This is a genomic window from Brucella cytisi, from assembly GCF_038433355.1.
Lineage (GTDB): Bacteria > Pseudomonadota > Alphaproteobacteria > Rhizobiales > Rhizobiaceae > Brucella > Brucella cytisi.
Map to the genome: position 1 here is coordinate 72,454 of NZ_JBCAUP010000017.1, position 23,090 is coordinate 95,543.

The window sequence follows — 23,090 nt, forward strand, 5'->3', positions numbered from 1 at the left end:
CGCGCTGTCGAGACGCGCGGATAGAGGGCGACGCGTAGCGGTACGGTTATGGGGCATGGCTCCTTTTCAATTCATGGGGATGGCCCGAACAGTTCATCGAAGAGATCGCCGAACCACGCCTCGAATAGTTCGATTTAGGCTTGCGTGATCGGCAGCGGGTCGGGCCAGTCATCGGTGACGGTCCAGGTCTCGCCATAGGTGCAGAGGTCTTGCGGGAGCGCGCCGCGCTTGGCGCGCCCGGGACTGCGATGTTTGCGTTGTGCGAACGTTCGATTACGTACAAGGCTTTCAAGTGTTCAGTGGCGATCCACTTCTACCAGATCGCCACATTGGGTTGGCGCTAGAGAGCCTTCGCCGCGCTTTCGATGACGTCAGCTACCTTTTGGGGTTGAGAGGCGAAGACGGCGTGGCTGGATTTGATCTCAGTCACTGTGCTACCGGCACGCTTCGCCATCTCACGTTCCAGTTCGGGATTGATGGACCGGTCTTCGATCGCGACAATGGACCAGCTCTGTTTCGTCTTCCAGGCGGGATCCCCGACCTTGGCGGAGAACGCCTCTTTCGAGGCAAAGACCTGCGACCGTGCCAGAAACGCTGCGTCATCTTTCGGGAGGTCTGCCGCGAAGTCGTTCATGAAGGCGGCGGGGTCGAGATAGAGATATTTCCCATCTTTGGTTTCGCGGATATTCATGCCGCCAGCAGGCTTCGAACTCGCAAGGCTGAGCAAGCTTTCCCCCTTGTCCGGCTGGAAAGCCGCCACGTACACCAGACCCGCGACAGCAGGGTTGTGGCCAGCTTCGGTGATCACCATCCCCCCATAGCTGTGACCGACGAGAACCGTCGGACCGTCCTGCAAATCGAGCACCCGGTTGGTGGCGGCGATATCGTCGGCGAGCGAAGTAATCGGCTGCTGCACGATCGTCACATTGAAACCTCGCTGCACGAGGATATCGGATGCCTTACGCCAGCCGGACCCGTCGGCAAGTGCACCATGGACGATGACGATGTTCTTGACCTCGGCGGCCTGCGCCGAGAACGCAATGATACTGGTAGTGAAGATGACTGCGAGGATCGAGATGGTATGTCGGATCACGCGTTTTACTCCTGTTGTCGTGGATGGTTTTGATGAGAAGGATGGTGTCTCAGCCGAAGGTGAAGGCGTACGCTTCGACACCTGGATCGAGGAAGCGGATCTCAAATGTCCGCTCCTCCACGTCGCCTGACTGGCGGACGAGTTGATAGAGTCGGGTGGAGCTTATCGTGCCGCGTCCGTCGTCGTCGGTATCCGCGCCGTGATTGTGCCCGGGCACCTTGCCGTCGATCATCACCTGGAAGCGAACAGGTTTACCGGAGCCTCCGGGTCCGAGGACCAGATGCAGGTCGCGGGCGCTGAAGCGGTAGACGATGCTGCCGTCTGGCTGGTCCAGCACGGCGCGTTCGGCCCCGACAGTCCAGTTTCCGGAGAGGCCCCATTCGTTCAGGTCCGGTCGAGCGACGGAGTAAGCTGTACCGGTATCGGGACGCAGGTGTTGTGGAGAAACAAAGCCGGCGGCGCGATGGTAGCCGAGATAGCTCTCGACTGAGCGGATGTTCTTGAGGTCGGGGCTCGCCTCGGCACCTCTGGCATCAGGCGTCACGGTGGTGGCCGTCGCCATCTCCTTGCCGGTTTCGCGCAGTAGATCCTGGATCGCATGCTCGGTCTGACGATAGTTGCCTTCGCCGAAATGATGGTAGCGGATCTGGCCCTTTGCATCGATAAGGTACTGCGCTGGCCAGTAGCTGTTCTCGAAGGCGCGCCAGACGTTGTAGTCGTTGTCGATCGCAACCGGATAGCCGATCTTAAGGTCATTGATCGCCTTTTTGACATTCTCGATCTTCTTCTCGAATGCAAATTCCGGGGCATGCACGCCAATGACGACCAGACCCTGATCCTTGTATTTTTCAGCCCAGGCGCGGACATACGGGACAGTGCGAATGCAGTTGATACAGGAATAGGTCCAGAAATCGACGAGTACGACCTTGCCGCGTAGATCCTCGATCGTGAGCGGGGGCGAGTTCAGCCATCCGACAACACCATTCAACGATGTTGCCCTGGCCTCAATCGGCAACCTGCTCCGAAAAGGCCGCGTTTGGTCGACGACAGCCGGCATTTCAATTTCAGACTTGTCGTGCAGTCGGTCAAGCACGGCCTGCTCGAACCTGGACGTGCTGGCATAGGAGAGCTGAGCCAGCAGACCGGTGTCGAGGCCGAGCGTAATGACTGCGACACCGGCCAGAACCGCGGCACCCAGAGCCTGACGAAGACGTTCGCTGATGCCGAGCGACCGCTTCAGATCGGCGAAGACCCTGCCACTGACAAGCAGGGCGATGGCAAGCGATGTTGCAGCGCCAGCAGCATAAGCGGCGAGCAGAAAGGTTGTCTGAAGATTGGGACCATTCAATGCCGCGCCTGTCAGCAGAAGGCCGAGGATAGGTCCGGCGCATGGCGCCCAAAGTAGCCCCGTTGCGATTCCGAGGATGAAGGAGCTCACTGCAGTCGGCTCGGTCCCGGTTCTGCCCGACGCATTCATCAACCTGTTGCCGAAATCGACAATTGGTTTTGTGAGGATGCTCGCCGTACGCGGTGACAGGAGACTTATTCCGGTGACAGCGAGCAACAGGATTGCTCCGACGCGGCCGTATTCATTCGCGTGGATCGCCCAACTGCCGCCGACCGCTGTGAGCGTCGCAACCAATGCAAATGTGAGGCTCATCCCGATCAGCATCGGAAGGGTACTTCTGAAAAAGGGTTGCCCGGCCCGGGCGAAGACGAAGGGGAGAATGGGAAGGATGCACGGGCTGAGGATGGTCAGCGCGCCTCCGAGATAGGCAATTATGAGAAGCGTCATCGTCGTTTCCTTGAAACCGGTTTGTCGGGTTCTGGACGGCGATGGGCGCGACCAGCAACAGGGCTAATCTGGTCGAAGGGACGTATCCCGTATGTGTCGGGTTTTCAGCGGAAATGTACTGTAGTGTAAGATCCGGCCCATCCAAGACAGAGTGATACTGTCGAATGACATGCTATTTGGCCTTTTTGGCCGCTATGTTGCCTTTGGGTCAGGATTGCAGACGTTTCTCAACAGTTTCATCTGCATGACCGTCAACATCAAGTGCGCGTGAGCGCCCGCGGCTACGAGCGCACGAATCCTCAATCGACCAATGAGGGATCGCGTCCGCAATGTCCGCATTTCCTGGTAGGCCATAGGGAAAACCTGCCCCAAAAGCCTTTGTGACCCTGAAAGATCGTTAAACCGCATTCGGGACAGTCAAACGCAAAAAATGCCACGAGGCTATGACCGGCGGCGATGGCTAATCCAACGAGTAATCCTACCCCGCCAAATAGTTCCATCAGGAACGTTATCCAATGAACGAGGGAAATGGCCACAACCGCGGTCCAGGCTGCAAACAGCCATGATTTCCGATAGAGCGACATCGGCTTGTCCTTTCGTTTGCTGCCTGATCGTCCAGTTCTACCAGCAATCGAACCCGCGACGCGTTTGCGTCCCTTGCATTATAGGTGAGTGCGTGAGGCCCGGCGGGGGACGTGCCGGGCCTCGTTTCGGAAAGGCTGTGTGGGGGTGATTGCCTTTCCGAACTTGCCGGAGAAGCCTGAATGACTGTCCGGTATGCCTTACTCAGCCGCGAGCGCTGATGGACTGGTTGATACATCTGCTTCTTTTACTGTGTCCTCCGTCGACGGCTTAATTTTGAACCATGCCGAATAGAGAGCTGGAAGGAAGAGCAGGATCATCGCCGTCCCGACAGCTGTTCCACCAATCAGCGTATAGGCCATTGAACCCCAGAACACTGAATGGGTCAGCGGTATGAAGGCGAGCACGGCTGCAAGCGCTGTCAGGATAACAGGCCGCGTGCGCTGAACAGTCGCTTCGATGATGGCGTGATAATCATCAAGACCTGCAGCCTGATTTTCTTTAATCTGTTCGGTGAGAATTAGCGTGTTACGCATTAAAATTCCCGCAAGACCAATCAAACCGAGGATGGCATTAAAACCGAAGGGTTGATTAAAGATCAGCAGAACCGGAACAACGCCCGCTAGCCCAAGCGGCGCAGTCAACATGACCATCGTCATCGTCGACAAACTCCTGACTTGCAGGATAATGACGATCAGCATTGCTGCAATCATCGCCGGGAAAATCTTTACGAGAGCTACGTTAGCCTTGAGTGACTCCTCAATATTCCCCCCCATTTCAATGCGGTAGCCAACAGGAAGCGACGCTATCAAAGGCTGAAGAGCCGTCATGATCTGTTGAGAAACCTCTGGAGGCTGGGTCGCTTCATTGATATCGGATCGAATGGTCACAACAGACATCCGGTCCCGACGCTTTAAAATCGGTTCCTCCATTCGAATTTCGGTGTGGCCTATCTGATCGAGTGGAATCTGGCGACCATCCCTACTCATGAGCGAGAAGTCTCCCAATCGGGACGGATCCAGCCTGGTTGGCCCGGCGCTTCTGGCCACAACCGGCACGTCACGGATATTTTCGCGGACCTCCGTCACAGGAAGGCCGCTGAGAAGCAACTGCAACTGTTGTGCTGCTTCGACCGGTGACAGGCCGATCAGCTTCAGGCGATCCTGATCCGGTATGAAGCGCACAACCGGCGTACGGTTCCCCCAATCGCGATTGGGCTGACGTACATCTGGAACCGTTTTCATTTTGGCAAGCGCCTGTTCCGAGAGCTTGTACAGTTGTGCCGGATCGGGTCCGATGATGCGAAATTCAACGGGAAACGGGGTGTAGGGTCCAAAAACCAACTGCGTGACACGTACGGATGCTTCCGACGCCAATCCCTGCGATATAGCAGCGCGAAGTCGATGTTTGAGTTCCTCGCGTGTTTCTGCGTTCGGCGTCAGAACAACTATTTTAGCAAAAGCAGGATCAGGCAGCTCCGGAGCCATGGCGAAGAAGAAACGTGGTGCACCCTGCCCAACATAGCTGGTGACAATCTTTGCTTCCGGTTGCTCCTTCAACCAATGCTCCAGTTTTTCAGCCGTAGCCGTTGTTGTCTCGATACTGGTACCTTCTGGCATCCGTATCTCGACCAGAACTTCAGGGCGATCGGACGTGGGAAAGAATTGCTGTTTGATGGCGCCCATACCGACAACCGAGAGCGCCATCAATATACCCACGATCGCGCAGGTCATGAATTTATGACGAACGGCAAACTCGATTGTCTGCCGCAGTCGACGATAGTTTGGCGTATTGTAGATCGCGTGATGTCCGCCTTCCACGGGCTTGATTGCAGGAAGCAGTTTCACGCCAAGATAGGGCGTGAACACAACCGCTACAAACCAGGACACGATAAGGGCGAAACCGACAATCCAGAATATATTACCGGCATATTCGCCCGCGGTTGAACGCGCAAAGCCGACAGGCATAAGGCCAATAATTGTCACGAGTGTGCCAGACAGCATAGGGGCCGCGGTATGGCTCCACGCATAGGCAGCTGCCTTGATACGATCCATACCTTCTTCCATCTTAACCACCATCACCTCGATCGCGATGATGGCATCATCGACAAGCAAACCGAGCGCAAGAATGAGCGCACCGAGCGTGATACGGTCAAAAAACCGGCCCGTCTCCAGCATTATGAGGAACACCACGGCCAGCGTTAGCGGCACGGCCAGTGCAACAACAATTCCTACCCGCCAGCCAAGACTGACGAGGCTGACGAAGAGAACCACGCCAAGTGCCATGGCAAATTTGAGCATGAATTCACCGACGGCAGCATCGATATTCACCGCCTGATCGCTCACCTTGTCGAGCGTCATTCCGAGAGGCAGAGACTGCGCAATCGTTGCCGAGCGTTCCTCCAGTGCCTTTCCAAGGTCAAGACCGTTCCATCCCTGCTGCATCACAACGCTGAGCATGATTGCGGGTTCACCCTGATGGCGGATCAGATAGGTCGCTGGCTCCTCGTAACCGCGCCTTACTTCGGCAAAATCCGAGAGCTTTAATGTTCGTCCTGCTGCAACAATAGGCGTTTCAGCAACAGATTGAATACTGTTATAGGCCCCATCAAAACGTATGAACACTTGCGGCCCGCGCGTATCGATGGAACCTGCCGGCGTGACCGCATTTTGCCGTTGCAAAGCCGTCGCTATATCCTGTGCCGTGATACCAAGTGTGGCCAGCTTCGCGTAAGAAAATTCGACAAATATCTGCTCGGGACGCTCGCCAAGGATATTGATTTTCTTGACGCCCGGAACGTGCAGCAGATCCTGGCGAATTGTTTCTGCCTGACGCACGAGGTCGCGCATAGGCATTCCTTTGGCTTTCAGCGCATAAAGGGCGAAACTGACATCAGAATATTCGTCGTTGACGAAGGGGCCAAAGACGCCTGCAGGCAGATTGCGCGCTTCGTCACCCAGCTTTTTGCGGGCCTGATAAAACTCTTCCTCAACTGCACTTGCGGGCGTGTTGTCTTTCAACGTGACTGTCAGATATGCGTATCCGGGACGCGTTGTTGTTTCGACCCGATCATACCACGTCAATTCCTGTAATCGCTTTTCAAGCGGTTCTGCGACGAGATCCTGCATTTCTCGTGAAGTTGCGCCTGGCCACACCGCTGTGACGGTCAAGGTCTTGATCGTAAATGAGGGGTCTTCTGCACGGCCAAGGCTGAGAAATGCGTAAACACCTGCAGCCGCCAGCAATATGATGAAGAAGAGAGTTACGGCACGCTCACGCACCGCTAATGCAGACAGATTGAAGCTCATTGGTTTGCTACCTTCAACTGTTGCTCGGTTCGAACAGCGTCGCCTTCGTTGAGAAGGTGCGCGCCGAGAGCAACGATCTGCTGTCCGGCTTCGACACCGGAGACCAAGGCATTCTCCTGACCTACCTCTTCTATTGTCACCGAAACCAGATGGACTGTGGAGGTAGCCGAATTAACGACCCACACCCCAGTTCTGTTTCCGTTGTCCAGAACGGCGCTGATGGGCACAGAAATACCAGTAGCGTGACTGCTATCCGAAACCTCGACCGTAACCGTTGACCCAAGAGGCGCAGACGCGGCGGCCCCTTCAAGCACATAGCGCGCTTCATAGGTTCGGGTTTGTGCGTCTGCTGAATCCGATATCTGACGAAGGCGCGCGTTACCGCCGCTTTCGCGATTTCCATAGATATTTGCTCTGGCAACCGATCCGAGCTGGGGCCTCAATGTCTCAGGCAACCAGACAACTGCCTCACGCGGACCATTGTGAGCAAGTTGAACCACGGTCTGACCGGCGGCGACAACCTGTCCCGGTTCGCCCAGAGTGTTTACGACCGTACCGTCGGCATCTGCGGTCAGAACCGAATAGCTGGCTTCGTTTTCTGCAACGCGGGCTTCTGCCTCTGCGGCTGATAGCTGAGCCGCAGCCGTGTCTAGAGCTGCCTTAGCCTGTTCGTAACGCTGTGGCGTTGCTGCTAGTCCTTTTCTAACCAGGATCGCATAGCGTCGTTCGTCCGCCTGAGCCTGTACGAGGAGTGCCCGTGCGGCATCAACTGCATTTCGCTTCGCAGTCAATGCCAACTGCAAATCTGTCTCATCAATGCGCAAAAGGGCTTGTCCAGCCCTGACTTGTTGTCCGACGTCCACCAGGCGCTCAACAATTTTCCCCGGCACACGAAACCCGAGATTGCTCTGGATCCTTGCTTCGACCGTACCGGTAAACGAACGTGTCTGCGAGCCGGCTGACTGAGCTGCTACCAGACGCACCAGAGCTGGTGCACTACGTGGATCGGCATCGGTCCGCTCATGGCCGGATACTTCGAAAAAGATGAACGCAGCGACACCCAATGCAGCAATGCCGCTGCCTAATGTCAAAACGTGTTTGCGCTTCATAGCAGGTGGACCTTCTAAACGGACAAATGCGATTTATTTAGATTGCGATTAAAATCTAAACATGATATAGATGTCAACTGAAATCTAAAGGAGACGGCAAAATGAGAGTCAGCCGAGCGCAGGCGGAAGCTAATCGCGAGACAGTGATCAATGTCGCAAGCAGGCTTTTTCGAGAACATGGCTTTGATGGCATTGGACTGAAAGATCTAATGAAAGGAGCCGGCCTGACGCAAGGCGGCTTTTACAAGCAGTTCGAGTCCAAGGACGACCTTGCGGCCAGGGCTTCACGGCGCGCCATGGAAAGCGCTACTCGAAGGTGGTCCGACGCCGCTGCGGGCAACGCCGCTCAACTGGAAGCGATTTTGAATCTCTATCTCTCCCCCGACCATCGTGATGAAATCGGGGATGGATGTCCGCTAGTGGCGCTCGGGGCTGACGCCGCACGCCAAAGCCCTGATGTTAAAGCTCCCTTTGAGGACGGAATCCGTGGCCATCTGGCCGTTCTTGATGAACTGCTTACAAGCACACCGGCTCGAGAAAGAAACGACAAAGCCATGGCACTGCTCTCCATCATGGTGGGTGCCGTTACGCTTTCTCGCGTTGTGAACGATAAAGACCTATCCAGACGATTTCTCGATGCTGCAACTGCCGAAGCAAGACGAATGAGTGGTCTGGCTGGTGCGCCTTCGGAATCAATGGATTGAAATCGGAGTATTCGTCATGCGTCGTATCGTTGTGACAGGAATGGGGGCAGTGAGTCCCCTTGCAGCCAATGTGCCGGTAACCTGGTCCCGTTTGCTTGCCGGTCGTTCGGGCGTGAAACGACTTTCCGATGACATCGTGGGCGATCTGCCATCGAAAATCGGTGGCGTGGTGCCATCCGTATCGGAAGACATGGATGGGGGGTTCGATCCCGATCGTGTTCTCGCGCCAAAAGATCAGCGCAAGGTAGACCGTTTCATATTGTTCGCCCTCGCAGCGGCTGAAGAAGCGCTGAACCAGGCTGGATGGAAACCGGTTTCGGAAACCGAGAAAGAGCGCACTGCTACAATCATAGCATCCGGCATTGGCGGTTTTCCCGCAATCACTGCAGCTGTCAGAACCGTTGACCAAAAAGGTGCCCGTCGTCTTTCACCGTTCACCGTTCCGTCGTTCCTCGTCAATCTGGCGGCAGGACAGGTGTCTATTCGACATGGTTTTAAAGGGCCAATTGGAGCACCGGTAACCGCCTGTGCGGCTGGCGTTCAGGCAATCGGAGACGCCGCACGCCTCATCAGATCCAACGAAGCCGATATCGCGATATGTGGCGGGACCGAAGCCTGCATCAACGAAGTCAGCCTGGGCGGATTTGCAGCCGCACGATCATTGTCAACGGGTTTCAATGATACTCCGGAAAAAGCCTCTCGTCCGTTCGACACACAACGCGAAGGGTTTGTTATGGGTGAAGGTGCAGGAATCCTTGTGATCGAAGCTCTCAGTCACGCCCTGGCGCGCGGTGCCAAGCCGCTAGCCGAGCTGGTGGGTTATGGCACATCTGCCGATGCACATCACATCACTTCAGGGCCCGAAGATGGAAGTGGGGCGCGACGGGCGATGGAGCTTGCCGTATCCCAGGCTGGCATTTCCTATGACGATGTCGCGCATATCAATGCACACGCAACTTCTACCCAGATCGGAGATCTGGGCGAAATGACGGCCATAAAATCCGTATTTGGGTGCCGGGCCAACTTGGCACTCAGCGCAACCAAATCGGCGACTGGCCATCTCCTGGGCGCAGCCGGGGGGCTTGAAGCAATTTTTACGATCCTTGCTTTACGTGACCAGGTCGCACCACCCACTCTTAATCTGGATGACCCGGATAGTGCCGGTGAAGGTCTCAGGTTCGTGGCGAAAGAAGCCCAGTCGAAAGTCATGGACTATGCGCTTTCCAATGGTTTTGGCTTCGGAGGAGTGAATGCCAGCGTGCTTTTCCGCCGTTGGAACGACGAAATTTGAAACAGAAACAAAAATCCGGACAGAACGACTTACTACCGCTAGTCGTGAAACACTGAGGACCGCCCCATGAATCGCTCAAAACCTGATGTTGCTATTGTCACCGGAGCCTCTTCCGGCATCGGCCTGGCCACGGCAAAAACACTGCTCAACACCGGATACCGCGTGTTCGGGACCAGCAGGCGCGCGAATTACGAAAATGTCGACGGCATCACCATGGTGCCTTGCGATGTCACTGATGAGACGTCGGTGGGAAAGCTGGTCGAGACTGTCTTAAATGAAGCCGGCTCGATTGATGTGCTGGTAAACAATGCCGGCATTGGCCTCCTGGCCGGTGCGGAAGAATCCTCAATCGCTCAGGCGCAAGCCCTGTTTGACGTGAATGTCTTCGGTGTCATCCGTGTTACGAACGCAGTTCTACCGGTGATGCGGCGCCAAAAGTCAGGCCGCATTATAAATATGAGCTCGGTACTCGGTCTCATCCCGTCGCCCTATAACGCGCTGTATGCCTCGACCAAACATGCGATCGAAGGATATTCGGAGTCTCTCGATCACGAGGTTCGCACGTTCGGAGTTCGGGTCGTTCTGATCGAGCCTGCTTATACTCGTTCCGCCTTTGAGGAAAACGTACTAAAGCCCGATCAGCCTATTGGCCTATATGAGCCAATGCGCTTTACGATGTCGGAGCACTTGCGCGTTCAGATCGCCGTCGGAGATTCCCCCGAAACGGTAGCTGTTGCAGTCGTCACAGCTGCAACCGCGACCTCTCCCAAACGCCGCTACACCGCCGGAAAGCTCGCTGGAAAAATACGATTACTGCGCCGCCTGGTACCTGAAGCAGCATTCGATAAAAGCCTGCGCAAACAATCCGGCCTACCGGTCTAGTTCGGCAGTTACCCCATATCTCAAGGAATCTCTTATGAAAATCGGTATTATTGGCGCTGGCAATATCGGTGCTACGCTCGGAATGAAACTGGCAGCTTCCGGCCATGACGTAAAAATTGCAAACTCAAAAGGTCCGGACTCTCTTCGCGCGCTGGCACGTGAACTTGGCGCAACGGCAGTTTCAAAAGAGGAAGCATTGGATGACGTCGAGGTTATTATTCTTTCAATTCCATTTTCGAGCTACCGCGAGTTAACCTGCCAGTTTCTCAAGGTTCCACGAAGCACAATAGTCGTTGACACGTCCAACTATTACCCCTTCCGCGACGGTGTGATTTCAGGTATCGATGGTGGTATACCCGAGAGCATTTGGGTAGAACTGCAACTTGGACTTCCGGTTATCAAGGCCTGGAACGCTGCATTGGCGACCACTCTGGCCGAACGAGGCCGCCCGAAGGGGACAGGCGGACGCATAGCGATACCTGTGTCCGGTGACGAGCCAGTTGCCAAGGCGATTATCATGGAGCTCGTCGAGGAAACCGGTTTCGACACTGTCGACGCCGGAATTATATCGGACTCCTGGAGACAACAGCCTGGAACGCCCGCCTATTGCACGGAACTTGCCAAAGATGAATTGATCGAGGCACTAAAATCCGCTGACCGGCTTAAAGCACCAGTTAATCGGGACCGCCTAATCCAAGAGTTCATGCAGTCTTTAAGCGGCGCGACACACGATGAAATAGTTGAACGAAATAGAACCGAGACAACCTAATCACATTCCCCTTACGTGCGCAAAGCTGCCTTCGACGTCATCCGGTTGGGGGCAATTTACCGTTTAACTCGACACTGATTGTCGAATGACATGATATTTTCCTTTTTGGCCGATAAGTTGCTTTCGCTATTCGACTGGTAGAGGTCACACGATTTCCAACGTCGACTTACGGTGCCTTTCGCAGGGGCTTTTTTCCTTCGAGATCGGTCCATTTGATGTCAAAGCCCGTTGTGAGGTACGCCTTTTCCAGATGTTTTGATATTCGTTATGATGCAACCCGTATCCAACATAGAGAAAACAGATTAATCGAATCCATTTGATCCAGTTGGACGTGCATTTGCGGCCTGTCGGGTGGTTGTCGTCGAATACAATTTCATAAATCGGAGGGTTAACGCGTTGAGGATTTTATCGACAATTACATGTGTTTATTCAAGATTTGTATGATTTAATATTATCTATGCAATGCAATTTATGGATTATAAGTATAATTGTATGTATATTATAGAGACTGATGGAATTTTTATAAACCGTGATATAACAATTTTTTATTTCTATATGGTAATATCATAATATCAAGATTTATTAGGATAATAATAAAGAATCCCATATGTTATATTTGTTTTGTTATTTGGAGACTGCCGGTTTCGGTTGACCATGTGGGGATGTGCCGTTATCAACTTTGGAGATATTTTCAATCAGGGAGATTTTACAAGGATGGCAGTAAGCGGAAAATGTCTGGTAATGGGAGCATTTCTAGCGGTGGCAGCAGTGTTTTCAGGACCAGCACTGGCAGACACGGCATGCGGCACAGATCGAACCATCGACATAGCAGAAATGACTTGGCCATCTGCCGCAGCCTTGGCCCATATCCATGCGGTTATCCTTGAGAAGGGGTTCGGTTGCAAAGTGGAAGTCGTTACCGGCGATACCGTGCCAACGGCTTCATCCATGTTATCGCGCGGCAAGCCAGCAATAGCACCGGAATTATGGACCAGTGTTATCAAGACCAATTGGGAAAAGGGCCTGAAAAACGGCAAGGTCGTTGATCTGGGCAATGCCATTACAGACGGGACCGTGGAGGGTTGGTTCATTCCCCGTTATGTTCAGGAAGCTAATCCGGATTTGAAAAGCGCGAAGGACGTTATCGCTCGCCCTGACCTGTTCCCGGATCCAGAAGATTCCAGCAAGGGTCGACTTTATTCCTGCCCACCGGGCTGGGCATGCGAACTTTCAACCACTGCGCTGTTTAAGGCCTTTGATATGGAGAAGACATGGAACCTGTTTTCGGCGGGATCGGGCGGTGCTCTTGATGCATCGATCGCCCGCGCTTTCCTGCGTAAAGAGCCGATACTTTTCTATTACTGGGGACCAACCGCTGTGCTCGGTAAATTTGATACGGTACAGCTCGACCTTGGAGAAGCCAAGCCGGATGTCTACGCTTGCAATACAGATCCAGATTGCACGAGCCCCCCGGCAGTGACGGCTTACCCTTCGTCCCCGGCGGTCGTCGGTGCTGCTGCGTGGATAAAGGATGAGGCTCCGGTTCTTGCTGACTATTTCTCCAAGGTTGGGCTGACGAATGCTCAAATCAGCGAGCTTCTGGTTTATGGCGACGAAAACAAGGCAGACGCGGCAGCTACGGCACTCAATTTTCTGAAGAGCAAACCTGACGTGTGGAAAAAATGGGTGCCCGCCGAAGTCGCAGAAAAAGTAGAGGCAAGTCTCAACTAAACCCTGCGTGCGGTAGAAAACGTAAGGCTGGACAGTGCTGGGATCTCCATAACCGGACGATCCCGGCCCTTTGATGAAGTAACTATTCAGATTGAAGTAAATGTTTCCTGATCTAATCGATACGAACCCCTGGCGGCGTGCTGTAGATAATGGCCTGAACTGGGTGGTCGCTAACTGGGGGGAGAGCTTTGAAGCCGGCGCCCGCCCACTATTACTCCTGCTCAATGCGATCGAAAAACTTCTTCTAATTACCCCATGGTGGGTAATTATGATCATTCTGGTAGGTGCCGCCTGGCTCGCTACCCGACGTTGGCAGCTACCGCTTGTAGTGTTGGTTTCCCTGTTTTTTCTAGGCATTATGGATCTTTGGCGGGACGCAATGGCTACAACCGCACTGATGCTTGCCGCGACGATCAGCGCGATAGTCATTTCGATACCGGTAGGTATCTGGATGTCACGTTCTGCTTTGGTCCGTCAGATTGTCATGCCAGTTCTCGATTTGATGCAGACGTTGCCGAGTTTCGTCTACCTCATTCCTACTGTGATGATTTTTGGGCCAGGCAAGATACCAGCACTAATCGCCACAATTGTTTATGCGTCGCCACCTCTTGCCCGTCTGACGGATCTCGGGCTGCGTTCAGTCGACCCGTCAGTTATGGAGGCAAGCAGAGCGTTTGGAACAACGCCCATGCAACGGCTTTTTGGTGTCCAGATACCGTTATCTCTTCCCACGATTCTGGCGGGTGTCAATCAGACAACTATGATGGCGTTAGCAATGGTTGTAATTGCCTCAATGATTGGCGCAGGTGGCCTGGGTTACCAGGTATTGCAGGGAATCGGACGGCTTGAAATTAGTCGAGGATTGTTTGCGGGATTGGGTATCGTCGCTCTCGCGGTCATATTTGATCGCATCACACAGGCTTTCGGAAGACGGTTGCAGACCAGTATCGGAGTGAGGGAGGCGCAGCCATGAACCAGGAAGCTGAAAAAGATATGGCGATCCGGATCAGGGGCGTCACAAAGATTTTTGGTGATGATCCACAAGGTGCCCTAAAACTCCTGAAGGAAGGAAAATCAAAGATCGAGGTGCATGCGGAGACGGGGCATGTGATAGGTCTCGATGATGTTTCCCTTGATATTGCAAAGGGACAGATTTTTGTCGTGATGGGTCTTTCGGGCTCTGGGAAATCGACACTTATACGTCACGTTAACCGCCTGATAGATCCCACTGCGGGAGAAATATTCGTCAATGGCGATGATGTCCTTTCGATGGACCAGAACGAACTCAGACGGTTTCGGCGCAAAACGGTAACCATGGTGTTTCAGAAGTTTGGCCTTTTGCCACACAGGTCAGTGATCGATAATGTCGCTTACGGGCTGCAGGTGCGTGGCATCGGTAAACATCAGAGGCTTGAAGAGGCAAACAAGTGGATTGAAACGGTCGGGTTAGGTGGTTACCAAAATGCAAGACCGCGTCAGCTGTCAGGCGGGCAGCAACAGCGGGTAGGGCTTGCCCGAGCGCTTGCAATGAATACCGACATTATCCTGATGGATGAAGCATTCTCCGCCCTTGACCCCCTGATCCGGTCAGGGATGCAGGATGAATTGATCAGTCTCCAAAAATCCCTGAACAAGACCATCCTGTTTATCACTCATGATTTTGACGAGGCTCTTAAGATCGGTGATCGCATTGCGGTTTTGAAGGATGGTTCTGTCCAGCAAGTCGGGAAGCCTGAAGAGATTGTACTTAAACCAGCCAATGAGCATATTGAGGAATTCGTACGCGATGTGAACAAGGCACGTGCAATCCATGTCCGTGCAATCATGACCCCATCTATCGATGAATCTTGCGACCATTTTGTTTCTGCGGATGCCCGGTGCGAAGATGTCTTGCCGTTGTTTGCACAGCATGACCGGATCGGAATTACCGATGAAAAGGGAAAGCAGATTGGGTGGATCTCGGTAAAACAGGTAATCAGGGCTCTGGCGCGATTTAGCTGAGGGACTGTGCGAACTGTTCGGCGCCTTGTCCTGCGATAACTTTATAAACAGTCGAAATGGGCAGAAGGTTCGGACAGGCAAGTATTGCCCGATTGCGAATGCTGCGGTAGCGTCCTGTCCCCGCAAGAGAAGGAGTTCTGCCGCGCCACTAGTGAGCTTATCGATAATCGAGAAGGGAATTCATGTACAGTTTTCCGGAATTCAATCTTTTTGGCTTTGACATACCAGTCTCACCCTTCCTGGGCGTTATCGGTGCACTGATCCTGTTGCGGTGGGTGAAGACATTATTTGTCATTACTCCGCAACAGCACGCGCGCGTGCTTGAAACCTTCGGGCGATACACAGGATATCGTACTGCCGGTCTTTCGATCAAATTTCCATGGCCGTTTCAGCGCGCCCGCAAGCCATTCTCGCTCCAGACCCGGCAAATTGTCCTGCAGCTTGGCGTCAAGTCAAAGGATAATGCCTTCGTGACGATGCCGATCAGCCTGCAATATCGTGTCATACCATCAGCGGTCAAAGCGGCTTTCTATGAGTTACACAACCCGGAGGCCCAAATCGAATCCTACGTGGCGACGGACGCGCGCGCCGTTGCGGCAGCGCGAACCTTCGACCAGCTCTACACTGATCGAGACGAGTTTACCCGCACCGTTCGTGAATCGCTGGATGACGCCATGAACGCCTATGGGTATGAAATTCGAGCCGTGCTGATCGACGATCCAAGGCCGACACCGGAGATGATTTCAGCCTTCAACGAAGTGCTCGCATCCCAGCGCAGACTGGAAGCCGCCCAGAATGATGGGGAAGCTGAAAAGATAAAACGTACCAAGGGCGCGGAAGCGTCCGCAGCAGCAATGTCGATCACCGCGCGCGGCATCGCGGAAAGCCGTAGCATTATTGCAGAAGGCAATGCACGGGCGCTCGCGGCATTTCGTGCCGATACGACGCTAACCGATTCCGACGCCATGGCCTTCATGATGGAAATCAATCGGCTGGAGGCGCTCAGAGATGCTGCTTCTCACGGGGGCCGTACGGTGTTGGTAACGGGCGACGCGCCCAATGCCGATCTTGTCAGCCGATCCCTTTTGAGCGGCCTCAGTTTGGATGTCAGTAATCAGCCTGTGGTCGAGGCATCGCCGAAAACAGCACCAAACCGGGTAGAACCGGCACAAGAGGGTGGTACCAGTTCGGACGAATAATCAACCGAAGCTTGATTTGTTAAAGGAGAGCGACAAGGCTTTCTGGAGGGAGCCCCACGATCCTGGGCAATAACAGGGTTCTTGCCACGGACGCGCCGGCTCCCGCTGTATCTTCATCTGCCTACGGCGTTAAATGGCCCCATATTGGCCCGATCTTGATCATTCCTTACTTCGCTCATATTGTCGCGCAATGTCCAGTTTACCGAAAGAACCATGTCATTACGTTTCGTTATTACATTAAATTGCGCCCTGGTCCTCGCGGTTGGTCTTTTCGGTTTGTTCTCCGACCAACCCTACTGGCGAGCAGTTGGAACTGCCCCCTGGCTCTATGATTATGCCAATTGGCTGGTTCTTCTTTGCAACGGCTTGTCGGGATTCCTGTCCGCATTTCTCACGATGCATTTGATCGATGATTTTGATTGGAGTTATATTCTACAGTATATCCTGTGGCTGGCATTTCTTCCCCTACAGTGGTTTATCTATTGGCGATTGGCGGATTGGGCTTCGGGTACATCCCGACGCGCCATATTGATCTGCGTGGCCGCCCTTGCCCTGGCAACAGGGGGAGGTATTCTCGCCGCACGGACGTTGATCTGGAATATGGGCTATGATCAGGAGATGGGTGGCTTTCTGGATGTCTATAGTGGACCGGTTTTCATATTCGCAGCCGCAATCTCGGGCTTGTGGGTTGTTGCTTTACTAAGGAAGAAGAAACAGTCGTGATGCATGATGCCAGGACGAAATCGCGTTTCCGCATTCTGATTATCTGTTACGTAGTGTCGCTGATCGTTGTAGCGATTGAAACTCAATACTTTCCCGCGCAGGTTTCGGACGAACTTTCCGTGGTATATGCCAAAGAGGCAATACAGCCGTTGGTCTCCAGTCCAGCCATCTTCCTGGTGCTTTCGGTGATAGCACTGGTTGCAATTGTTGCCCCGCCAGCGGCCTTGTTTTTCTTCAGAAAATGGGGGCGGTGGTCCGGATTGTGCGCAACGGCTGCTATGTTCGTCGCTTTGCCGTTCCTTGGTCCCTCACTTACTTCGGGTTTTGGAACTGCAGTGTCACAGCTTTCAGCAATGTTATGGGGCGCGATCCTGGCTCTGGCGTATTTCTCGTCCGTAAGGTCCGACTTTCGCTGACCTCATATCTTTCGAGGCACTCGGGATTGATTGGAGCTATGAGGTCCGGGCAAGCAGCAAGCATGGCATCCTCGGTGATAAACTCTGCAAGCCCCGGCGCACCCCGACTTTGAGCCATATCAAGCTGCCAGAAGTCGCGGTTTAAATAACTCCAGCCCCAGAGAGCCGGGCGACCTTTTCCGTCAAGCGCAGCTACTGCAAAATGTGGCGCGTGGGCTGCCGGGTCGCGCAATCCAAAGCCCACATAGCGGCGATTGATTTGCCTTAGCGGGTCAGGCACATAGAGCCCGCGCGGACCAGCTACCAGTTTCGGGATAAGGACAGGACGGGCCTCTGGTACGAACCAGCAAGGATTTGAGCTGAAGTCCCGCCGCGCGATCTGGTTCGCCGCGACGATTTCAGCCAGCCAGACCAGCAGGAAAACTGCAACTATCCCCGAAAGAACAAATACCGACCGCTTTATTTTCATTCTCACACTCTTGGGCCCGGTTCACTCCGGTCAAGTTTGCTCGCGGCCAGGGTAACGAGAAGTGCCCGGGCGTCGTTAAGGTCGCTATCCACAACGTAAATGGGAAATCCGCCCAGGTGGGCAGGGGAATGCGAAACATTGTGCGCATGTTGATCCGGTGGAGTCGCATATATCCCATATGCTTTCAGGAATGGCAGAAGTGCTGTGCGCTCCACTTCACTGTTGCAGATCGTCAACTGAACCAGTTTTCCCATTCTGCTTCCTTTTCGCTTAATCGTTGGGTTCCTCATTGAACCAGAGCAGGGCAACGATCGTGCCGACAGGCATGAACCACGAGACGAGCTGATACCAGCCACTTCTGTTTGTGTCATGCAGGCGTCGTGCGGTGACGGAAAAAAACGGGATCATTGTAATGACAAGCAGGATCGATACGACAAGGTCCGGAAGATTGAGCCGGGCCAGTACGAATAATAACAGTACATAGAAAAGCATCGCATACCAGAATTCCGTGCGGCTAGCCCGGCCATTGAAGTCAAAGTATCCGGTAAAGAACTTTCGGACCGCAGTCGGAAAATCGACAGGCAAAGCCGTAACGCCGAAACGGTTGGGTCCCTGAGGTGGTTTGTTTTTGTAGGAAAATACAAAAACAGAAAGCAGTGAAACCAGTATGCCAAACACGAAAATCCAGTGCATTATTCCGAAACCTCGTTCTCATAACTATGGTGTTGGCTTGAGGAGGGTGAAACGACGTTCCAGCCAGATTCATATCCGATCGAGCTCCTGCCTATGCAAGATGCGGCGGAAGCCGGTTAAAGGGGCGGCATTGTGGCCAGACCATACACGGCGCCGATGACAAATCCGATAGTGAAACTATAGCGCCGCAACCATGGGCTAACAGCAGGGGTGATCGCTACAGGTTCGGCTTCGGGCGGACGCCCGCGCCAGCGATGCCAGAGCGCGACAAGCCCGGCAAGCAATCCCTCAAACAGTAACTGGAGAAGAAGCAGCGGGAGTGCCAGGATCACGAGCATCCATAGACCACTGTATAGCAGGATTATCATCCCGCCGATGATCAGTCCGGCAAACAGGCCGAATGCAATCCCAGCGGTCGTCACTCCCCAATCTGCCAGTGTCATTTTCCGTCTGACTGTATTCATGAACTCTCTTTATGCTGCAGTGAAATTGAACTCACCGGCCCCGCTTCGCCAGAAGGCGATAAACCAGAATAGCCCTGCAACGACTGCGCCATGTGCAGCAAGTGCGGTGAAGCCAAGGATAATCGGCAGAGGTCGTTCGTGATACCCTCCGTCAAGCGCCACTATAACGAGACACACGAGTGTTCCAAGCCCCGCGCCTCCAAGGAGCGTAGCCTTCAAACTCTGCCATCCGAGATATCGGGCAATGCAGAAGGCGGATATTCCGAATATCAACGCGAGCGGATAGCTGAACAAGATGATCGGAAATCCACGAAACCCGCCCATGAGAATGATCTGTAGCAGGCCCGACGCCAGAGGTGACAAGGCAAACCCCAGAATAATCCTGACGATAGGTACGACTGAGACGGAGATAGCAGATTCCTTCAATTTCCTGTTTCAAATCAGTGCGTGGCTGATCATGAAGTAAATCGCGAAAGAAATCAGCGTAATCTTGTATGTCGGTCTCCGCTACTGGTGGGCCATCCGACATAACCATCCTCGCATTTCCTTCAGGCGAAGGACGAATTCTCCATTGTTAATGTGCCGCCTGAAACGACTTCTTCAGGATTTGGATAAAGTCAAACTCGGACAATCAATTAAGTGGCAATGATTAGAGGTTCGCTCTATGCGAAATTCATTTCGTATTCGGATCTTGAGCGGAATGTCTCTCACGAGACCGGTTAATTCGGCGGTTTTCCATCAAGGCATTTCGAGATAGCGGATTACTGTAACATTGAACCATGGAATGCGGGACCAGTCGGCACGGCGGTTAAAGAGTGTTTCGTCGGAGTGCATCGATATAGTGAAATGTTCGACTCCGGCCTGAAGCCATCCGTCCCTGCCTTTCGGTCCAACGGAATCCCAACCGCAGCACAGGAAAACCAGGGCAGGCATGTTTGCGGTCTTCATGAAATGTCGCTCGACCGCCTGAGCCTGACTGCCCGCTACCCGATACCTGGCAACTTGTGCTCGCACAGGTTCCCGCATTTCTTCCTGACAGCCGAGAAAATCGAGATGAGGCGATTCTTGTTTGAGATCCGCCAGTAGGTCACCGCATGGCTCCCCTCGTACCACCTCATTGTCTGCCTTGGCAGGTGCGGTGAAGCTGATGCAGAATGCCGATGTGACGACTAGCGCTGCTATAATGGCCCTCACGCGCGCTCCTTCGATGTGTGATGAAACGCCCAGACACGTTTCTTCTGGCCCAAACTGCAGGGCATCAGCCGGGCAATCAAGGCGATGCTTTGGCAGCTGGATCGAGCAGGGCGATTGTGGGCGTCGGCGTAGTCCGACCTGGCATCGTCTAATGGCCGTCGGGTTTCCAGACTGAGCCTGGTGGCTTTGCGCCGATTTCTGCTGTGTTTCGCCATTAATTGGCCTTGTAGGTATCCTCTTTTGAGCAATTGTGGTCACACATGGCCAAAAATGCAAATCCTCAACCCGTTCGACCATACTCGATTGAACTACCCTGATGAGCCAGGCGGGGAGGTTGGGCGCTCGTCGTTCACAAGCTACATCTGATGAATGGGTGCGTACAATGGCCGGGAAATTTGGCAGATGCGATCCCGCCGCCGTTTTGGAGACCGACGAGGGTATAGCTGTCTTACTGCCCGCTGCGCTTCGGTTGCGACCATGCCAGCCTGCCTCCAGACAACGGAGGATAATGCAATGGCGCGACTGTGCTAGGCAGGATAGGAGCGGAAACGCGAACGATGACGCAAAAGCAGAAATTTTTTGTTTTCGGGATCTGGCTCATCCATTTTTCAGTCTGTGTGGTTTTGTCCGCGCGAATTGCCGCCAACGGCCTGGCACGTCACTATGGCGATCAGGTCGAACCCATTTCGGTGATGGAGATTACCATTCGTTATGTGCTTGGTTTGCCGTTGACAGGAATAATATGGCTGGTGAGCGAGCCCAAAATAAACAGTTTGGGCATTTTGGTTGTCGCCGGTATTCTGAACAGCGCTGTCTGGGCATTCTCTCTTTACTACGCCGTATCCTGTGTAAAGCGACTGTCGCGCTGGAGTTTGGGCTGAGGTGCGTCCACGCACCCGAATTGTGTGCCTGTGCTCTGGTCCTGGAATGACAATTCTCCTGTGGAGCCCGGCGGTCGGGGATAGCGGCTGGACCGGTGTCCGTATCGCCCATTTGCAATTGTCAGCCGCACCTTTGCGTCAGGCATAGATGCGGCTTGTTTGTCAAACTGCGAGATGCTGATTGAAGAAGCTGGTGATCTTGTCGAATGGGATTAAATCAACCCTGTCGTAGAGGTCGACGTGGTTCGCTCCGGTAATGATCATCAATTCCTTTGGTTCTGCGGCATTGGCATAAGCCGTTTCACTGAAATAGCGCGAATGTGCCTTTTCGCCATGCACGAACAGCACCGGTCGCGGCGCAATTTCCTTGATGTAGCTCAGGATCGGCATGTTCATGAATGACATCGGCGTCGTGATCGTCCATGCATTGCCCGAGTTCACCGCACGTTTGTGGTATCCGCGCCGTGTCATATAATAGTTGTGGTAATCGATCAGGAATTGCGCCTCTCCACCCTTCAATTCATTATAGGGCGGCTGGTAGGCCGGAGCACCCTTTTCGGCGTCGATCCAGCGTTGTCGACCGAGCTGTTCAAGTGCCTGCGTGCGCTGTTCGAGGGTCACGCTATCGTTGTAGCCCTTCGACATAACGCGGGTCATGTCATACATCGTGCTGGCGACGACAGCCTTGACGCGTTTGTCTGCAGCCACGGCGTTCAGTGCCATGCCGCCCCATCCGCAGATGCCAATTGCACCGATGCGTTCGCGGTCGACAGAAGGCTGCAGACCCAGACAGTCCACACCCGCCATAAAATCCTCGGTGTTGATATCAGGAGAAGCGACATTTCGAGGTTCGCCACCACTTTCGCCCGTGAAGGACGGGTCGAAAGCCAGCGTGACGAAACCACGCTCGGCCATGGTCTGCGCATAGAGCCCGGAAGACTGTTCCTTGACTGCGCCGAATGGGCCGCTGATGACAATGGCTGCCAGAGGTTTGTCCGTACGGTCCTTCGGCAGGTAGAGATCGCCAGCCAGCGTGATGCCATAGCGGTTTTTGAAGGTCACCTTCTGATGGTCGACCTTTTCGCTCCTGGGGAAAACCTTGTCCCATTCCTCTGGCATCCCCTTGGCACTTGCGGAAGGTGATTTCAGAAATGACTCTGCGCCAAGAACGGCAACAGTTGCACCAGTCAGCTTGAGCAGATTGCGACGGTCCGTATCAGGTAAGTCTTGATGGTGGAGTGCGGTTTCAGGGTCAGTTATTCGGGTCATGTCAGGATCTCCCTGGGGTTTTGTGAGAGCATTCATTGCCGCGCGTCAGATGAGCGACTGAACACGGAGAGGGAATTTGCCGCGCACGAGTAGCGGTTTTTCGCCCTGATCCAGCCGGCCAAGTCGAACCAGTCCCGGCGACCAACTGTAAGGGCGGTGGAACATCGCCAGATTGCCCCAAGGGGCGTAATAGCAGAGATCGCCGACAGCCTCGTTTTCGAAACGGGCACTGCCATCATCGCTTAGCTTGCACGGCAGGTAGGCGATCTTCTCATTGGTCGAGTAATCGTCGATAGTGAGATCAAGCGGCATCATCGCGAACAGTTCGCGTGCCGCTGCATTGTCTTCCAGTGTCGCCGTGAGATTCTGACCGGCGAAAGCTAGTCTGAGACGCATGGTGACTCCCTCGTGGGCCTGGGTCTTGTCCGACAGCAGATAGAGAAGCGTAGGGAGGGCAACGCTTGCGGCACCGGTCGCCAGTATGCGACGTCGTGAAATCGATGCGGATCGGCCCATG

22 protein-coding genes are annotated in these 23,090 nt (G+C 54.0%); 11 read left to right on the plus strand and 11 right to left on the minus strand.

Annotated features, from left to right (window positions below):
* The first annotated feature begins 140 nt into the window (after positions 1–140).
* Positions 141–344 (plus strand): hypothetical protein, encoded by a 204-nt coding sequence (locus AAE521_RS16935; protein WP_143132714.1) that lies wholly within the window; start codon positions 141–143, stop codon positions 342–344.
* Here the strand turns inward: AAE521_RS16935 and AAE521_RS16940 are convergent.
* The 4 genes from AAE521_RS16940 to AAE521_RS16955 all read right to left on the minus strand — a co-directional run bounded on the left by AAE521_RS16940 (position 341) and on the right by AAE521_RS16955 (position 7,887).
* Positions 341–1,093 carry an alpha/beta fold hydrolase gene (locus AAE521_RS16940; protein WP_071631101.1) on the minus strand — a complete coding sequence of 251 codons (753 nt, stop codon included), beginning with the start codon at positions 1,091–1,093 and terminating at the stop codon, positions 341–343. The two genes, AAE521_RS16935 and AAE521_RS16940, sit on opposite strands and share 4 nt — an antisense overlap.
* A gap of 49 nt (positions 1,094–1,142) precedes the next feature.
* Complete coding sequence (locus tag AAE521_RS16945) at positions 1,143–2,888, minus strand: cytochrome c biogenesis protein DipZ (protein ID WP_342061930.1); 1,746 nt, start codon at positions 2,886–2,888, stop codon at positions 1,143–1,145.
* Between the two features lie 782 nt (positions 2,889–3,670).
* Entirely contained in the window at positions 3,671–6,778 is a 3,108-nt protein-coding gene (locus AAE521_RS16950; RefSeq protein ID WP_342061931.1) for an efflux RND transporter permease subunit, read from the minus strand.
* The gene (locus AAE521_RS16955; RefSeq protein WP_342061932.1) at positions 6,775–7,887 is read right to left on the minus strand and encodes an efflux RND transporter periplasmic adaptor subunit; all 1,113 of its coding nucleotides are present in this window, start codon (positions 7,885–7,887) and stop codon (positions 6,775–6,777) included. The genes AAE521_RS16950 and AAE521_RS16955 overlap by 4 nt, the downstream gene beginning before the upstream one ends.
* 101 nt (positions 7,888–7,988) lie before the next feature.
* On the opposite strand from AAE521_RS16955, the gene AAE521_RS16960 reads away from it, so the two are divergent.
* From AAE521_RS16960 to AAE521_RS17000, 9 genes are all read left to right on the plus strand, one after another.
* Complete coding sequence (locus AAE521_RS16960; RefSeq protein ID WP_342061933.1) at positions 7,989–8,591, plus strand: TetR/AcrR family transcriptional regulator; 603 nt, start codon at positions 7,989–7,991, stop codon at positions 8,589–8,591.
* 16 nt (positions 8,592–8,607) lie between these two features.
* On the plus strand, positions 8,608–9,882 hold the full coding sequence (gene fabF / locus AAE521_RS16965; RefSeq protein WP_342061934.1) for a beta-ketoacyl-ACP synthase II: 1,275 nt from the start codon (positions 8,608–8,610) through the stop codon (positions 9,880–9,882).
* A 66-nt stretch (positions 9,883–9,948) separates the two neighbouring features.
* Entirely contained in the window at positions 9,949–10,764 is an 816-nt protein-coding gene (locus AAE521_RS16970; protein WP_342061935.1) for an oxidoreductase, read from the plus strand.
* Positions 10,727–11,533, plus strand: coding sequence for an NADPH-dependent F420 reductase (locus AAE521_RS16975; protein ID WP_342061969.1), 807 nt, complete (start codon positions 10,727–10,729; stop codon positions 11,531–11,533). Before AAE521_RS16970 ends, AAE521_RS16975 begins: the two co-directional genes overlap by 38 nt.
* A gap of 741 nt (positions 11,534–12,274) precedes the next feature.
* Complete coding sequence (locus AAE521_RS16980; RefSeq protein WP_342061936.1) at positions 12,275–13,264, plus strand: ABC transporter substrate-binding protein; 990 nt, start codon at positions 12,275–12,277, stop codon at positions 13,262–13,264.
* A gap of 100 nt (positions 13,265–13,364) precedes the next feature.
* Positions 13,365–14,237, plus strand: a complete 873-nt coding sequence (locus AAE521_RS16985; protein ID WP_342061937.1) for an ABC transporter permease — start codon at positions 13,365–13,367, stop codon at positions 14,235–14,237.
* Positions 14,234–15,265, plus strand: coding sequence for a quaternary amine ABC transporter ATP-binding protein (locus AAE521_RS16990; RefSeq protein WP_342061938.1), 1,032 nt, complete (start codon positions 14,234–14,236; stop codon positions 15,263–15,265). Before AAE521_RS16985 ends, AAE521_RS16990 begins: the two co-directional genes overlap by 4 nt.
* A gap of 182 nt (positions 15,266–15,447) precedes the next feature.
* On the plus strand, positions 15,448–16,464 hold the full coding sequence (locus AAE521_RS16995; protein WP_342061939.1) for an SPFH domain-containing protein: 1,017 nt from the start codon (positions 15,448–15,450) through the stop codon (positions 16,462–16,464).
* A 213-nt stretch (positions 16,465–16,677) separates the two neighbouring features.
* Complete coding sequence (locus AAE521_RS17000) at positions 16,678–17,187, plus strand: hypothetical protein (protein ID WP_342061940.1); 510 nt, start codon at positions 16,678–16,680, stop codon at positions 17,185–17,187.
* Between the two features lie 312 nt (positions 17,188–17,499).
* On the opposite strand, the gene AAE521_RS17005 is transcribed toward AAE521_RS17000, so the two are convergent.
* The 5 genes from AAE521_RS17005 to AAE521_RS17025 all read right to left on the minus strand — a co-directional run bounded on the left by AAE521_RS17005 (position 17,500) and on the right by AAE521_RS17025 (position 20,423).
* Positions 17,500–18,072, minus strand: a complete 573-nt coding sequence (locus tag AAE521_RS17005; protein ID WP_342061941.1) for a hypothetical protein — start codon at positions 18,070–18,072, stop codon at positions 17,500–17,502.
* A 270-nt stretch (positions 18,073–18,342) separates the two neighbouring features.
* Complete coding sequence (locus tag AAE521_RS17010) at positions 18,343–18,765, minus strand: DUF805 domain-containing protein (RefSeq protein WP_342061942.1); 423 nt, start codon at positions 18,763–18,765, stop codon at positions 18,343–18,345.
* 116 nt (positions 18,766–18,881) lie between these two features.
* Complete coding sequence (locus tag AAE521_RS17015; protein WP_342061943.1) at positions 18,882–19,229, minus strand: hypothetical protein; 348 nt, start codon at positions 19,227–19,229, stop codon at positions 18,882–18,884.
* A 9-nt stretch (positions 19,230–19,238) separates the two neighbouring features.
* Positions 19,239–19,655, minus strand: a complete 417-nt coding sequence (locus AAE521_RS17020; RefSeq protein ID WP_342061944.1) for a hypothetical protein — start codon at positions 19,653–19,655, stop codon at positions 19,239–19,241.
* 312 nt (positions 19,656–19,967) lie between these two features.
* Positions 19,968–20,423, minus strand: coding sequence for a DUF4952 domain-containing protein (locus tag AAE521_RS17025; RefSeq protein ID WP_071631058.1), 456 nt, complete (start codon positions 20,421–20,423; stop codon positions 19,968–19,970).
* Positions 20,424–20,980: 557 nt separating this feature from the next.
* Between AAE521_RS17025 and AAE521_RS17030 the strand changes: the two genes are divergently transcribed.
* Positions 20,981–21,304, plus strand: a complete 324-nt coding sequence (locus tag AAE521_RS17030; protein WP_071631057.1) for a hypothetical protein — start codon at positions 20,981–20,983, stop codon at positions 21,302–21,304.
* A 162-nt stretch (positions 21,305–21,466) separates the two neighbouring features.
* Here AAE521_RS17030 and AAE521_RS17035 read toward each other — a convergent pair whose 3' ends face one another.
* Together AAE521_RS17035 and AAE521_RS17040 are read right to left on the minus strand one after the other, a co-directional pair.
* Complete coding sequence (locus AAE521_RS17035) at positions 21,467–22,573, minus strand: alpha/beta hydrolase (RefSeq protein ID WP_071631056.1); 1,107 nt, start codon at positions 22,571–22,573, stop codon at positions 21,467–21,469.
* 45 nt (positions 22,574–22,618) lie between these two features.
* Positions 22,619–23,089: a cyclophilin-like fold protein gene (locus tag AAE521_RS17040; RefSeq protein WP_235817571.1), complete on the minus strand. Its 471-nt coding sequence runs from the start codon at positions 23,087–23,089 to the stop codon at positions 22,619–22,621.
* Position 23,090 lies beyond the last annotated feature (1 nt).

Excerpts from the sequence above, each read along its gene's own strand:
- AAE521_RS16945 (WP_342061930.1), bottom strand. The coding sequence starts at position 2,888 with ATGACGCTTCTCATAATTGCCTATCTCGGAGGCGCGCTGACCATCCTC.
- AAE521_RS16950 (WP_342061931.1), bottom strand. The coding sequence starts at position 6,778 with ATGAGCTTCAATCTGTCTGCATTAGCGGTGCGTGAGCGTGCCGTAACT.
- AAE521_RS16955 (WP_342061932.1), bottom strand. The coding sequence starts at position 7,887 with ATGAAGCGCAAACACGTTTTGACATTAGGCAGCGGCATTGCTGCATTG.
- AAE521_RS16960 (WP_342061933.1), top strand. The coding sequence starts at position 7,989 with ATGAGAGTCAGCCGAGCGCAGGCGGAAGCTAATCGCGAGACAGTGATC.
- fabF (WP_342061934.1), top strand. The coding sequence starts at position 8,608 with ATGCGTCGTATCGTTGTGACAGGAATGGGGGCAGTGAGTCCCCTTGCA.
- AAE521_RS16970 (WP_342061935.1), top strand. The coding sequence starts at position 9,949 with ATGAATCGCTCAAAACCTGATGTTGCTATTGTCACCGGAGCCTCTTCC.
- AAE521_RS16980 (WP_342061936.1), top strand. The coding sequence starts at position 12,275 with ATGGGAGCATTTCTAGCGGTGGCAGCAGTGTTTTCAGGACCAGCACTG.
- AAE521_RS16985 (WP_342061937.1), top strand. The coding sequence starts at position 13,365 with ATGTTTCCTGATCTAATCGATACGAACCCCTGGCGGCGTGCTGTAGAT.
- AAE521_RS16990 (WP_342061938.1), top strand. The coding sequence starts at position 14,234 with ATGAACCAGGAAGCTGAAAAAGATATGGCGATCCGGATCAGGGGCGTC.
- AAE521_RS16995 (WP_342061939.1), top strand. The coding sequence starts at position 15,448 with ATGTACAGTTTTCCGGAATTCAATCTTTTTGGCTTTGACATACCAGTC.
- AAE521_RS17000 (WP_342061940.1), top strand. The coding sequence starts at position 16,678 with ATGTCATTACGTTTCGTTATTACATTAAATTGCGCCCTGGTCCTCGCG.
- AAE521_RS17005 (WP_342061941.1), bottom strand. The coding sequence starts at position 18,072 with ATGAAAATAAAGCGGTCGGTATTTGTTCTTTCGGGGATAGTTGCAGTT.
- AAE521_RS17010 (WP_342061942.1), bottom strand. The coding sequence starts at position 18,765 with ATGCACTGGATTTTCGTGTTTGGCATACTGGTTTCACTGCTTTCTGTT.
- AAE521_RS17015 (WP_342061943.1), bottom strand. The coding sequence starts at position 19,229 with ATGAATACAGTCAGACGGAAAATGACACTGGCAGATTGGGGAGTGACG.
- AAE521_RS17030 (WP_071631057.1), top strand. The coding sequence starts at position 20,981 with ATGACGCAAAAGCAGAAATTTTTTGTTTTCGGGATCTGGCTCATCCAT.
- AAE521_RS17035 (WP_071631056.1), bottom strand. The coding sequence starts at position 22,573 with ATGACCCGAATAACTGACCCTGAAACCGCACTCCACCATCAAGACTTA.
- AAE521_RS17040 (WP_235817571.1), bottom strand. The coding sequence starts at position 23,089 with ATGGGCCGATCCGCATCGATTTCACGACGTCGCATACTGGCGACCGGT.